Source organism: bacterium, assembly GCA_016786595.1.
Classification (GTDB): Bacteria; Bdellovibrionota_C; UBA2361; order SZUA-149; family JAEUWB01; genus JAEUWB01.
The window spans coordinates 1-13,806 of the sequence record JAEUWB010000005.1 but is presented as its reverse complement, the minus strand read 5'-3'; the positions used below and the strand labels follow the sequence as shown (position 1 = coordinate 13,806).

The 13,806-nt window shown below is 45.0% G+C and carries 9 protein-coding genes and 1 tRNA gene; 1 reads left to right on the top strand and 9 read right to left on the bottom strand.

Translation table 11 applies throughout. From position 1 onward, the window contains the following. The 3 genes from JNK13_01480 to JNK13_01470 form a co-directional block, all read right to left on the bottom strand. Positions 1-769, bottom strand: a 769-nt coding sequence (locus JNK13_01480) for a ribose-phosphate pyrophosphokinase (GenBank protein MBL7661398.1), incomplete at its 3' end; no start/stop codon positions are given. Positions 770-1,076: 307 nt separating this feature from the next. After that, positions 1,077-1,151 (bottom strand) — tRNA-Gln (locus JNK13_01475). Further along, on the bottom strand, positions 1,131-2,207 hold the full coding sequence (locus JNK13_01470; protein ID MBL7661397.1) for a hypothetical protein: 1,077 nt from the start codon (positions 2,205-2,207) through the stop codon (positions 1,131-1,133). The genes JNK13_01475 and JNK13_01470 overlap by 21 nt, the downstream gene beginning before the upstream one ends. A 247-nt stretch (positions 2,208-2,454) precedes the next feature. On the opposite strand from JNK13_01470, the gene JNK13_01465 reads away from it, so the two are divergent. Then, the gene (locus JNK13_01465; protein MBL7661396.1) at positions 2,455-2,649 is read left to right on the top strand and encodes a hypothetical protein; all 195 of its coding nucleotides are present in this window, start codon (positions 2,455-2,457) and stop codon (positions 2,647-2,649) included. A 125-nt stretch (positions 2,650-2,774) separates the two neighbouring features. Here the strand turns inward: JNK13_01465 and rpoC are convergent, their stop codons facing one another. The 6 genes from rpoC to JNK13_01435 all read right to left on the bottom strand — a co-directional run. After that, positions 2,775-6,860, bottom strand: a complete 4,086-nt coding sequence (gene rpoC / locus JNK13_01460) for a DNA-directed RNA polymerase subunit beta' (GenBank protein ID MBL7661395.1) — start codon at positions 6,858-6,860, stop codon at positions 2,775-2,777. A 34-nt stretch (positions 6,861-6,894) separates the two neighbouring features. Continuing rightward, positions 6,895-11,442: a DNA-directed RNA polymerase subunit beta gene (gene rpoB / locus JNK13_01455; GenBank protein ID MBL7661394.1), complete on the bottom strand. Its 4,548-nt coding sequence runs from the start codon at positions 11,440-11,442 to the stop codon at positions 6,895-6,897. A gap of 347 nt (positions 11,443-11,789) precedes the next feature. Further along, the gene (gene rplL, locus JNK13_01450) at positions 11,790-12,173 is read right to left on the bottom strand and encodes a 50S ribosomal protein L7/L12 (protein MBL7661393.1); all 384 of its coding nucleotides are present in this window, start codon (positions 12,171-12,173) and stop codon (positions 11,790-11,792) included. A gap of 49 nt (positions 12,174-12,222) precedes the next feature. Next, positions 12,223-12,753 (bottom strand): 50S ribosomal protein L10, encoded by a 531-nt coding sequence (rplJ, locus tag JNK13_01445; protein ID MBL7661392.1) that lies wholly within the window; start codon positions 12,751-12,753, stop codon positions 12,223-12,225. A gap of 41 nt (positions 12,754-12,794) precedes the next feature. Then, positions 12,795-13,493, bottom strand: a complete 699-nt coding sequence (locus tag JNK13_01440; GenBank protein MBL7661391.1) for a 50S ribosomal protein L1 — start codon at positions 13,491-13,493, stop codon at positions 12,795-12,797. 41 nt (positions 13,494-13,534) lie between these two features. Further along, on the bottom strand, positions 13,535-13,806 hold a 272-nt coding region (locus JNK13_01435), incomplete at its 5' end, for a 50S ribosomal protein L11 (GenBank protein MBL7661390.1).

Below are 13,806 nucleotides of genomic sequence, written 5' to 3'. Positions count from 1 at the left end.
CACCAGATAAAACTCCGTGCGCCGTGCAAGCAATTACTTCAGTTGCACCTTGCGCTTTTAAAGCTTCAGCAGCTTTAATCATCGTACCGCCAGTATCGACAATATCATCAACAAGAATGGCAACTTTACCTTGCACATCTCCGACGACATTCATTTCCGCAACCTCATTCGGCCCTGAGCGTCGCTTATCGATAATCGCCAGTGCTCCGTCGAGACGCTTCGCGTAGGCACGCGCTCGCGGCACTCCACCCGCATCTGGAGAAACAATACAAAGCTCTTTATCGCCGTAATGATCTTTTAAATATTTAATTAAAACCGGCATGGAAAATAAGTTATCGACCGGGATATCGAAAAAGCCCATGATCTGCCCGGCATGTAAATCCATTGTCAAAACACGATCAGCGCCAGCAGTGCTAATTAAATCTGAAACTAATTTTGCTGTAATCGGAGCACGTGGACGCACTTTGCGATCCTGACGTGCATAGCCGAAATATGGAATCACGGCCGTAATTCTTTCAGCACTTGCGCGCTTTAAAGCATCAAGGAGAATCAATAATTCCATTAAATGATCATTTCCAGGGTGCGAGGTGCTCTGCACAACGAAAATATCCCCGCCACGGACGTTGTCGACAATCTCGGCATAGATTTCACCATCGCTAAATAGGCGCACTTCACAGCGTCCAAGTTCTGCGCCAGCGGCATTGGCAATTGCCTCCGCCAACGGCGGATTAGATCGTCCCGAAATGATTGTTAGCTTACCTCGTCTCACTTAATACCCTTCCTTTACATTCACTCAAACTGTCATCTTGAGTGAGCCCGTTAGGGCGAATCAAAAGATCTCCAAGCGTATCGCTGCAAATCCTTGGAGATCCTTCGACTCCGCTACGCTCCGCTCAGGATGACGTAGAAGATAGCTTTCCTTCCTTCAAAAGAAAATTGGCTGGGCGAGAAGGATTCTCCTTATTTGCTAGCTCCGCTAAAGCTACGCGTTTGGTTCTCATCACTTCTCCCCCGCTTACGCACAAAGAAAACTACCCGTTTCCTTTGTGCCAATTTTCCTTCCTTCAAAAGAAAATTGGCTGGGCGAGAAGGATTCGAACCTTCGAATGCCGGTACCAAAAACCGGTGCCTTACCGCTTGGCGACCGCCCAACAAGAAAAATCAACGGCAGATATAAAACTTCCAGAAGGAAATATAGCGCGAGTTAGATTCGACTCTGCCTGCACATTATGATCATGCGTAGGGAAGAAACCAAGCACAGTACTGCCGCTTCCGGCAAGCAACGTTTTGATTGCCCCCAGTCGGACTAACTCAGCACGAACCTTCTCAATTGGTGGATGTGTTACATACACCACATTCTCGAAATCATTTCCGAGAAATGATAATGGATCTGCATATATATTTTTCTTTTCTCGACCTTGGCTCGGCTCTAAAGCACGGGCCTCAAGACCGAGTTTTGAAAGAGCTTCTTCAACCATTTCCTGCTCTAGAAGTCCAGGCTTTAGGCCAACTTGTGAGTTAGAAAAAGTAGGCAAATCTGGCATCTTAGCCGAAAAATCATGATATGCACTCGCAGTATTTGAGCCAACTGGAGGTTTTACGAGTAAAATCTTGTACTTAGATAATTCTTTCCATAATTGACTTTTTCTATGTGGGTTTATTTGTTTTATTACTGTCCCCGACGAAAAAATCCACTGAGGAACAAGATTTAAAAGCGCCGGGACATCAGATCCAATCTGCGAACAGATACTTACCTTTTCCTGTTCACTAAGCATTAAGTCGAAAAATTGAATACAGGCATTTAATACGGCCGCAGCATCAGAGCTTCCCCCGCCCAAGCCTGCTTCAGTTGGAATATCTTTACATATTGAAATTTTGAAATACCTGTCAGGTGGAAGTAAATTTTTCTCATACAATAATGAAACCAGACAATTGACTGTGTTTTTGCTTGGGTCTAGCGCCGAGACCGGATGTTGCTCCGCCGCAGCACGATGCAGCTCCAGGCGTTTGGTTTCAGTAAATTCTGACACAAATTTCTGGCCAGTTGGTAAGTCGCCTTCGGCAATGGTTTCAATTGAAACTCGATCGTGTAACGAGATTGGCGCAAGCAGAGAAACTAAAGAGTGATAACCGTTCTGGTAGCGCCCGACAATTTTTAGCGCGAGATTAACTTTGGCGTGCGCGTTAAGTGTGAGATGGTTTTGCATTTTGCAATATACTGGCGGTGACTGTTATAGATTACTATCCATTAGCTTAGGCTCGAACTGAGACTTAACCCTATCCTTCCCCTTTTCAAGGCTAAGTTCAAGTGCAAGTCTATGCGCAAAGATAATTCCTAACAAACCATGGAAGTTAGCGTAATCACTTCGACATTCGTTGGCTTCCATAAACTTAGCGTTTATTATAGAACCTCGGTATCAATTCAATCACGAAGTTGTTGCGGGGAGGTTAGTTATGGAAGCAAAAATTACCTATCCAGAGTGCACAAAGTGCAAAACTGGGGTCTTAGTCCCACTCTCTGATTACGGGCAAGAAGGAGCGACCGTTATTTTCAAAGCTTGGGCTTGCACTAATACAGAATGTGGATTCTCTGTTCGCGTAGATAAGGGTGAAGTTACTTACGGTAGAAAAGTTCAGCCTAAGCAGTAAATAGGTTCAATTCATATTTTTTACTAGGGAACAGTTGTTGCCACGACAGCCATGGTGTAATGGCTCACAATCAGCTTGCTGTGCAGTTGCAAAACTTAATCAGAGCCTTCCCCAGCAGAGTCCGTTTAACCAGAAACCACTACGTTTTGAGAACCACCCCGTTGTGCATCACCTTCAACCTCAAGTGGCCCATCATTTAAGATGCTAAACCCAGTTCCAGCTGGAATGAGTCGCCCCATAATGACGTTTTCTTTCAAACCTCTTAAGTAGTCAGTTTTACCACTGATAGCTGCTTCAGTAAGAACTTTTGTAGTCTCCTGGAAGCTTGCTGCAGAAATAAAGCTTTCTGTAGTCAAAGATGCCTTAGTGATACCAAGTAAGAGTGGCTCATAAGTCGAAGGTTTTCCACCTTCAGCCGCAACCTTATTGTTTTGTTCTTGGAATTCAAAACGGTCAACTGAATCTCCCGCAAGGAAGCTAGTGTCGCCTGGATCCATGACTTTAACTTTGCCCAACATTTGGCGCACAATAACTTCAATATGTTTGTCGTTAATTTTCACGCCTTGTAAACGGTAAACTTCTTGAGCTTCGTTCACCAGATACTCAGCTAGTTTTTCAACTCCAAGCACGCGTAGAATGTCATGCGGATTTGGTGAACCTGAAGTTAAAGCATCTCCAGATCGCACCCGGTCACCTTCATGCACTAATAAATGGGTGTTCTTAGCAATAATATATTCGCAGGCATCCCCCACTTCTGGAGTAACAACCACACGACGACGTCCACGAGAATCTTCACCGAAGCTCACTGTGCCATCAATTTCAGCAATCACAGCTGGATTTTTTGGCTTACGGGCTTCAAACAATTCAGCTACGCGTGGCAGACCACCGGTAATATCCTTGGTCTTTGTTGTCTCACGTTCACGCTTAGCCAGAATCGATCCTGGGAATACTTCGGAATTATTATCAACAGTGACCTTAACCCCAACCGGAAGATGGAACACATACTGTTGACCGTTTTCAGATTCAACAATAATCGCCGGACGAAGATCCGCAGTGCGCACACGCGCTTCACGAATCTGGCGCTCAACGAATCCTGTGCGTTCGTCAGTACGCTCTTCGAGTGTTTGCTCATTAATATCTTTCCAACGAGCAATACCGCCGTGCTCAGTAATAACTGGCACTGAGAACGGATCCCACTCGGCAAGCATGTCACCAGGCTTAATTGCAGTATTTTCTTGATATTTCACTACCGCACCGAAAACGAGTGGATGACGCTCTTTCTCTCGGTTTTCTTTAGGATCAACTACAATTAATTCAGCCTTGCGACCCATCACAACCATACCACGTGGCGAGTTAATGATGTTGGCATTTTCATAGCGCACATTACCGCCATATCGTGCAAGTAGGTTCGTTTGCTCAGCGCGACCAGTCGCCGTTCCTCCGATGTGGAACGTTCTCATCGTCAACTGCGTTCCAGGCTCACCGATTGATTGTGCGGCAATAACGCCAACGGTTTCGCCTAAATTTACAAGATGTCCGCGAGCAAGGTCACGGCCATAGCACAAGGCACAAATTCCGTAACGCTGTTCACAGGTCAAGGCAGAACGAATGCGTACGCGGTCAATACCTGCATCGACGATTTTGTCTGCTGTTTCTTCGTTAATTTCAGTATTAGCATTAACTAAAACATGCCCACCGACAGGGTCGATTACATCTTCCAGGGTTACGCGCCCAAGAATACGCTCGTAAAGAGATTCGATCTCCTCACCGCCCTCAGTTAACGCTGTCACGTCGATACCATTTAAAGTTCCGCAATCTACGCCGGTAACGATCGCATCTTGCGCAACGTCAACAAGACGGCGCGTTAGGTAACCAGAGTTAGCAGTCTTAAGGGCCGTATCAGCAAGTCCCTTACGTGCGCCGTGGGTTGAAATAAAGTATTCGCCCACCGAAAGACCTTCACGGAAGTTCGCCTTAATTGGCGTTTCAATGATTGATCCATCTGGCTTAGCCATCAATCCACGCATTCCCGCAAGCTGACGAATTTGCTGTCCCGAACCTCGCGCTCCAGAGTCGGCCATCATAAAGATCGGATTAAAGCTTGGGCTTTCAACTGATTTATCACCATCTCTAAACTGAGTTGTAGAAATTCCCTTCATCAATTCAGTTGCCACACGGTCAGCCGTATCGGCCCAGATGTCAATCGCTTTGTTGTAACGCTCACCTGCAGTGATCAAACCTTCTTGATATTGTTGCTCAACCGCGCGAATACGTTCATCCGCATCACCAAGCAGTCGCTCCTTAGTGGCTGGGATTTCCATATTAGTCATGGCGATAGAGATACCAGCGTGAGTGGCGTATTTAAATCCTGTATCCTTAATGCGGTCGGCAAGGATTACAGTGGCCTTATTGCCGCAAAGTCGGAAGCACTCATCAATCAACTCTCCAAGTTCGCGCTTTTTCATTACGCGGTTGGCGTAGCTAAAACCCAAACCTTCTGGGAAAGTATCAAACAAGATCACACGCCCAACGGTAGTTTCCTGCAATTTACCGTCAATGCGAACTTTAATTTTTGCTTGAAGTTCAACTGACCCGGCATCGAATGCCATGATCACTTCTTCTTTGTTCGCAAATATTTTACCAGTGCCTTTCGCGAGTGGACGTTCACGCGTCATATAATAAAGACCAAGAACGATATCTTGAGAAGGCACAATAATTGGCTTACCGTTAGCAGGGCTTAAGATGTTATTCGTTGACATCATCAGCACGCGCGCTTCTACTTGAGATTCAACAGAAAGTGGCACATGCACGGCCATCTGGTCACCGTCAAAGTCAGCGTTAAATGCAGTACAGACTAAGGGATGTAATTTAATCGCTCGTCCTTCAACTAGCACTGGCTCAAAAGCCTGAATTCCAAGGCGGTGAAGTGTTGGGGCACGGTTAAGCATTACCGGGTGCTCCTTAATGACTTCATCGAGAATATCCCAAACTACTGATTTTTCCTGCTCAACCATTTTCTTGGCGCTCTTGATAGTAGTCACATAACCACGCTCTTCGAGCTTGTTGTAAATAAATGGCTTAAAAAGTTCGAGTGCCATTTGCTTAGGCAATCCGCACTGATGGAGTCTTAGTTCTGGACCAACAACGATCACAGAACGGCCTGAATAGTCAACGCGCTTACCGAGTAAGTTTTGACGGAAGCGTCCAGTTTTACCCTTGAGCATATCGCTTAGCGATTTAAGCTGACGCTTGTTTGAACCAGTAATCACTCGTCCACGACGACCGTTGTCAAATAAAGCATCCACTGCTTCTTGCAGCATGCGCTTTTCGTTACGAATAATAATGTCAGGTGCGTTTAATTCAATTAAACGCTTTAAACGATTATTACGGTTGATCACGCGGCGATAAAGATCATTCAAATCACTGGTTGCAAAACGCCCGCCATCGAGTGGCACAAGGGGTCGCAAGTCTGGTGGAATTACTGGAACGCATTCAAGAATCATCCACTCCGGCTTATTTCCACTAGAAAGCATAGAATAAACAACTTTCAAGCGCTTAGCGAGTTTCTTCTTCTTAGCTTCGTTAGTCGCAGCTAGCATGTCCTTACGAAGTTCTTTGGAGAGCTTCTCTAAGTTTATATCTTTAAGCATTTCACGAATTGCTTCGGCTCCAATACCAGCCTTGAAGCTGTAGCCGTGGTCTTCTTGATACTTGCGGTATTCTTTTTCATTGATTAGCTCGCCGATTTTCATCTTCGACTTACCGGGGTCGAGCACGACGTAAGATTCGAAATAAAGCACTTTCTCCAAGTCACGAAGCGTGAAATCCAGGATGTTTCCAATACGACTGGGGAGTGATTTTAAAAACCAAATATGCGCAACCGGAGCGGCAAGTTCAATGTGCCCCATACGTTCACGACGAACTTTGGATTGAATCACTTCAACGCCGCACTTTTCGCAAACAACTCCGCGATGTCTCATGCGTTTATATTTACCGCAGTTACATTCGTAGTCCTTTGTCGGTCCGAAAATCTTGGCACAGAACAAACCATCGCGTTCAGGTTTAAATGTGCGATAGTTAATCGTTTCAGGCTTTTTTACCTGACCAAACGACCAGCTGCGGATTTTCTCCGGGCTAGCAATTGAGATGCGTAAAGCTCTCACGTTTGATGGATTTTTTGGCTTTTCGAACAGGCTAAAAAACTCGTCCATATTATTTCCTAAATTATTCAGCTTTAAAGTTACTTTAGTTCAAACTTACATTTACCTGGGGCATTTCCGCGGCCTCAGACACTGCAGGAGCAACTTTCACTTCGCTTCCTTCAGGCTTCGGTTCTGCTTGTGCCTCAGCTACTTGTTCTTCGATCAGATCTACATCCAGTCCTAGACTCATTAACTCTTTACACATTACGTTAAATGATTCGGGTAGGCCTGGTTCAAGAATATTCTCGCCTTTGACAATGGCCTCATACATGCGTGTTCGACCAGCAACGTCATCAGACTTTACCGTCAAGAATTCTTGCAGTGAATACGCTGCGCCATAAGCTTCAAGAGCCCAAACTTCCATTTCCCCAAGACGCTGACCACCGAATTGCGCCTTACCGCCAAGTGGCTGCTGCGTAACTAACGAGTATGGTCCAATTGAACGTGCGTGAATTTTCTCATCGACAAGGTGATGCAGTTTCAACATATACATCACGCCAACTGTCACAGGTTCAGAAAACTTCTCACCTGTGCGGCCGTCGAAAAGCACAGTTTGACCATGTTCTTCAACCCCAGAAAGCTTGAGCAGTCGGCGGATTTCGGCTTCGCCAGTACCCTGGAACACAGGAGTACCAACACGAATTCCGCGCATTTCTTTCTGCGCGAGCTGGAGTGTTTCAACATCATTCAAACTATTAATTAATTTTGACTTCTCATCTTGACGATAGGCCTCTGTTAGAATGTTACGGATTTCGCCAGTAACTTGCGTAACGTTAGACTGCCCTCTGAGCAAGTGCTCACGAATGGGGTTATTTGGATCTGCAACCTGCTCAACTAGGTCACGGATTTTACGTCCAATCCCATGACAGGCCCAACCCAGGTGAGTTTCTAAAATCTGCCCAACGTTCATTCGCGAAGGAACGCCGAGTGGATTCAGGACCATGTCAACTGGTGTGCCATCTGGTAAATACGGCATATCCTCTTGCGGCAACACGCGTGAAAGCACGCCCTTGTTACCGTGACGACCAGCCATTTTATCGCCCACAGAAAGTCTGCGTTTAATTGCAACGAAAACCTTAACCATTTTAATTACGCCTGGAGGAAGTTCATCGCCCTCCTTAAGACGCTTAATTTTTTCGCTAAGCGCGGCGCGTTTATTATTGATTAGTTGGCCAGTACCCACAACGATACGGCTGACTTCGTTTTCGATCTTCTCATTGCCAACTTGAACGTCACGCAAGTATTCAAACGGAATACCACGAATGATTTCTTCGTTAAGCACTTCACCTTTGGCCAGTAATTGCTTTTTACTATCATCGGCCAAGCGCGCGGTTAGTTCTTTACCGACAAGCATGCTCGCAATTTCCTTAAGCGCAGACTCACGTAAGATACGAATCTCATCACGCTGATCTTGCTCAAGTTTTGCAATGTCATTCTTTTCGATTTGCTTCATGCGCTCGTCTTTGTCTGTGCCCTTACGCGAGAACACATGCGCAGAAATGATCGTTCCTTCAACGCCCGGAGGTAATCGCAAGCTTGTATCGCGGACTTCACCTGCCTTTTCACCGAAAATTGCGCGGAGCAGTTTTTCTTCAGGAGATAACTGCGTTTCGCTTTTTGGCGTAATCTTACCGACGAGGATATCGCCAGGTTTTACTTCAGCGCCGATGCGAACAATTCCTGATTCATCCAGGTTTTTCAGTGCTTCTTCGCCAACGTTTGGAATATCGCGAGTAATTTCTTCCTTACCAAGTTTGGTATCACGAGCTACGCATTCAAATTCTTCGATATGAATTGAAGTGAAGGCATCTTCACGCACTACGTTTTCATTAATCAAAATCGAATCTTCGAAGTTATAACCCTGCCAAGGCATAAATGCGACAAGCATGTTACGACCCAGCGCAAGTTCACCCATGTCAGTGGATTGACCATCTGCGATAACTTCGCCAGCCTTTACCACGTCACCAACGCGCACAATATTGCGCTGGTTGATACAGGTGTTTTGATTTGAACGCTGATATTTAATCAAATTATAAATATCGACGCCTGTATCAAGTGGGTCGTCAGCACGCTTATCGGCTTTAATTACGATACGATCAGCATCAACAAGCTCCACTGCACCAGGGCGTTTAGCAACTACTGTCGCGCCAGAATCACGAGCAACAGTTTTTTCCATGCCTGTACCAACAAACGGAGCGTCTGTTTTGACAAGCGGCACAGCTTGGCGTTGCATGTTACTACCCATCAAGGCACGGTTGGCGTCGTCGTTTTCCAAAAATGGAATCAACGCCGCAGCAACACTCACTAATTGTTCCGGACTTACGTCAACAAGTGTGACTTCATCGCGTGGAACAAGCTGGAATTCGTTATTTTTTCTAGCAGAAACGAATTCCTCTTCGAAGCGTCCATCGCTGCTAATTTCTACGTTAGCCTGGGCAATCACTTCCTTGTCTTCTTCCATCGCTGAAAGATACACGGTCTTACTTGTAACTTTTCCCTGCTCCACAACGCGATAAGCTGTTTCAACAAATCCATACTCGTTAACGCGAGCATATGTTGCCAATGAAGAAATCAAACCAATATTTGGTCCTTCTGGGGTTTCAATTGGACAAACGCGCCCGTAGTGAGTCGGATGCACGTCACGCACTTCAAAGCCCGCACGTTCACGCGTTAATCCTCCTGGTCCAAGCGCACTTAGACGACGCTTATGGGTGACTTCAGAAAGTGGATTAGTTTGATCCATAAACTGCGAAAGCTGTGAGGAACCAAAAAATTCCTTAATTACAGCAGAAACTGGTTTATAGTTAATCAGGTCTTGAGGCATTAAAGTCTCGATGTCTTGAATGCTCATGCGTTCTTTAATCGCGCGTTCCATGCGCACTAATCCGAGGCGATATTGATTTTCAATCAATTCACCCACAGAGCGCACACGACGGTTACCAAGATGATCGATATCATCAGTTTGATATTTGAGCGGATCAGTCGAAGCACGAAGCTCAAGTAAATAGCGCACTGTTTCGCAGATATCTTCTGCTGTAAGAATGCAATTTTCTGTGAACTCAGATCCAGTTAGTGGATCCTTTTTCTTTTGCAGTTTTTCACGCTTACTAAATGAGCGTGGGCCGCCGTAAAGTTTAAAATCCATCTTTAAGCGACCGACTGGAGATAAATCGTAACGCTCAGGATTGAAGAATAAATTTTTGAAGCTAGCTTCAGCTGTTTCAATGCGTGGTGGATCGCCCGGACGAATACGTTTGTAGATTTCGACAAGCGCCATCTTCTGAGGAAGATTGAGGAAGTGTTGCGCAAGATCTTCTCGTGCAGGCTCAAGGCTATCGCCCAAAAGCGTCTTTAAAAGCGAATCCCCGATATGCGTTTCGCTGGTGTAAATCGCCTTGAAATCATCAATACCAAGCTCGCGCATTTGCGTCAGCGAGCCCTTGGCTTTAATGCGCCCCTTGGCGTCGATTACGTCAGCTGTGAAATTCTCGCCGGCAGCGACAACAACCGTAAACTGAGAAAACACCTCTTGTGCTGTTTTTTCATCAGCATTTTTTAATTTTGCACCAAGTGCCTTTGCGATATCTGCCCAGCCGACAAATACTTTTCCAGCCCGGCACAAAACTTCTTTCGAACCTGGCTGACGGACGTCTTCATTGGCAACAATAATTGTCTTCGCAGAAACCATTCCGACAACTGAATCTGGATCGATTTCGATTGATTCAACCTTGGCTTCAGTCATGCGGCGGATCATTGCGCGGCTGAACTTTTGCCCTGATTTTACAACGACTTTGCCATCTTTGCCCTTAACATCTTTAAACGCACGCTGCCCTTCGAGTTGATCGGCGTTATAAACCTTAAAGCAAGCGCCATTTTTTTCGAAGTAAATTTGGTCGGTTTTATAAAACTTGGCTAGAATATCTTCGCTACTCATACCCAAGGCACGTAACAAAACCGTTGCATTTTGCTTACGGCGACGGTCGATTCTGACGTGCAATACATCTTTCACGTCAAAATCAAAATCTAACCAAGAGCCGCGATAAGGAATAATACGTGCATTATAAAGCAACTTACCGGATGAATGAGTTTTACCTTTGTCATGATCAAAGAACACACCTGGGGAACGGTGGAGCTGACTAACGATCACGCGCTCTGTACCATTGACCATGAAAGTTCCATTTTCGGTCATCAGCGGAATTTCGCCAAAGTAAACTTCTTGCTCTTTAATGTCACGGATCTGCTTAGACCCGTCAGTATTTGTTTCCCAGAGTACCAATTGCACCGTAACTTTTAATGGCGCAGCCCAGGTCATCCCACGCTCGTGGCATTCATACATATCGTATTTGGGAACGCCTAAGGCATAGGAGACAAACTCTAGCGAAGCTGTGTCATTATAGTCGCGAATTGGGAATACGGACTTAAATACAGTTTGTAGTCCGAAATTCTCTCTCGCGTCTGCCGAAATTTCAGCTTGGAGGAATCGATCGTAAGAATCCTTTTGTATACGAATTAGATTTGGTGTATCTAAAACATGTTCAAGTCTGGAATAATCTCTGCGGAGACGGTGACGCGTGGTTACTTTTGTTGCCATACTTCTTGCTCAATTTAGCAGCTAAAGATTCGTCTTAAGGCTGACCAGTTTAAGAATTCAAGTTGCGTTCTTAAAACCGGAAATGACAAAAGGCCGACTGGAAAAATCGCCAACTCAGACGATTTGTCCTCGACCTATTGAATATCTTTTAGAATCCGCTGCAAAAAATGTTTTTAATCAAAATGCCGATGCTTTCTGGCCCGACAACAAGGGTTAGCTTGTTGAGCTGGCTGCTTACTTAACGCTTACTTCACAATTAGTATCAATACTCAAGTTTGCTGTGTCAGTTGCATTGCAAAAATCACACGCCAACTTGAGTATTTTTGCTTAGTTCGTTTGAACTAAGCTTACTTAATTTCGACTTTAGCGCCTGAAGATTCAATTTTTTCTTTGATTTTCTGCGCTTCGTCTTTTGACACGCCTTCTTTAAGTGGCTTTGGAGCACCCTCAACGAGGTCCTTAGCTTCCTTAAGTCCAAGACCAGTCACTTCGCGAACTTCTTTAATGACTTTGATCTTTTCCGCGCCAACGTCTGCAAGCACAACTGTGAAAGAAGTCTTCTCTTCAGCTGCAGCAGCGCCGCCAGCAGCACCCATCGCTGGCATCATCATGCCAACTGGAGCAGCAGCACTAACGCCAAGCTCTTCTTCAAGCTCTTTTACAAGCTTAGCAGCATCCATTAAGGACATTCCTTTAATGAAGTCCTTTACTTGTTCCATATTAACGTCCATGTTCTTTCCCCCTTAAAAATAAATAAAAATCAATTTGTTACTAAAATATTTATGACTGGCCTTTTTGCTCCAACTTTTGTCGGTACTGGTCAAGTAAGCGAACAAAATTTGTACCTGGAGCGTTAAGTAAGCGCACTAATTGAGTTGCCGGAGCAGCAATTAATGCAAGTAACTTCGCCTGAAGCTCAAGCTTACTTGGCATTTTCGCAAGCGCCTCAATTTCCTTCCCCTCAATGATCGTGCCGTCAACATATCCGCCTTTGAGCTTTACCGTTTCATTCTTCTTGGCAAAATCAAGTAAGATTTTTGCCGACTCAACTGGATCAGAGTCAGCGAAGACAACTACTGTTGGACCGCTAAAATGCTCTGCCAGTTTAGCAAGATCTGTATCAGTCACTGCACGGCGTGCGAGTGTGTTTTTGATAACTTTGAGTCGAGCGCCTTTAGCATTTAACTTCCTGCGCACCGCGGTGACTTCAGAAGTTGAAATACCAGCGTACTCGACAACAAACGACGCTACAGCTGAGCTGAAATTCTGATTCAACTCTGTAACCATTTGTTCTTTTTCTACAAGTGCCATGATTTCCTTAAGCCTACTTTGCTATCTCTATAAAACTCAGATTAAACTTTTCTATATGGGACTGGATCAATCGCTATTCCTGGGCCCATCGTCGATGAAATTGAAATCGTCTCTAAATAAACACCCTTAGAAGTCTTGGGTTTCATCTTAATGATTGCATCAATCATTGATTCAACGTTTTCTTTAATTTTTTGTGTTCCAAATGAGACTTTGCCTATGCTGGCATGAACGATGCCGGCCTTCTCAACGCGGAACTCAACTTGACCTGCCTTGATTGACTTAATGGCCTTACCAACTTCTGGAGTTACAGATCCAAGTTTCGGATTTGGCATCAAGCCTCGTGGTCCTAAAATCTTACCAACCTTACTAACCATGACCATCATGTCAGGCGTGGCCACTACTTTATCAAATTCGAGCCAACCGCCCTGGATTTTCTGAACAAGTTCTTCAGTGCCAACGAAGTCTGCACCAGCTTCTTCAGCTTCCTTAGCTTTCGCGCCTGTACAGAAGGCAACCACGCGCACTGTTTTGCCATTACCATGTGGTAGTGAAACTACGCCGCGCACGTTTTCTTCAGCTTTACGTGGATCAACTCCAAGCTTGACTGCGATATCAACTGCTTCATCAAATTTTGCTTTGGGAAGCGTAGATAAAAGAGTAGCAGCTTCGTCAAGCCCGTAAAACTTAGTGGAGCTTACTTTCTCACGAACTGCCTTAGTTTTTTTAGTTAATCCCGCCATAATATTTTATCTATGTAGTGTCTTGTCTGTATTACCAATGCTTAGCCGAAGAATGGAGTTTTAACGCCCATGCTACGAGCGCTGCCGGCGATAATTTTCTTCGCTGCCTCGATATCGTATGCGCTCAAATCTTCCATTTTCACTTTCGCAATTTCTTCTAAATCTTTATCCGTCAAACTTCCAACTGTTGCCTTGCTTGCTGTAGCGGAACCTTTCTGGATTTTTGCGTATTTCTTAATCAAGTATGAAGCAGGAGGACTTTTGATGATGAATGTAAAAGTTCTGTCTGCATACACAGTGATAATCACCGGCA

Excerpts from the sequence above, each read along its gene's own strand:
- JNK13_01465 (MBL7661396.1), top strand. The coding sequence starts at position 2,455 with ATGGAAGCAAAAATTACCTATCCAGAGTGCACAAAGTGCAAAACTGGG.
- rpoB (MBL7661394.1), bottom strand. The coding sequence starts at position 11,442 with ATGGCAACAAAAGTAACCACGCGTCACCGTCTCCGCAGAGATTATTCC.
- rplL (MBL7661393.1), bottom strand. The coding sequence starts at position 12,173 with ATGGACGTTAATATGGAACAAGTAAAGGACTTCATTAAAGGAATGTCC.
- rpoC (MBL7661395.1), bottom strand. The coding sequence starts at position 6,860 with ATGGACGAGTTTTTTAGCCTGTTCGAAAAGCCAAAAAATCCATCAAAC.
- rplJ (MBL7661392.1), bottom strand. The coding sequence starts at position 12,753 with ATGGCACTTGTAGAAAAAGAACAAATGGTTACAGAGTTGAATCAGAAT.
- JNK13_01470 (MBL7661397.1), bottom strand. The coding sequence starts at position 2,207 with ATGCAAAACCATCTCACACTTAACGCGCACGCCAAAGTTAATCTCGCG.
- JNK13_01440 (MBL7661391.1), bottom strand. The coding sequence starts at position 13,493 with ATGGCGGGATTAACTAAAAAAACTAAGGCAGTTCGTGAGAAAGTAAGC.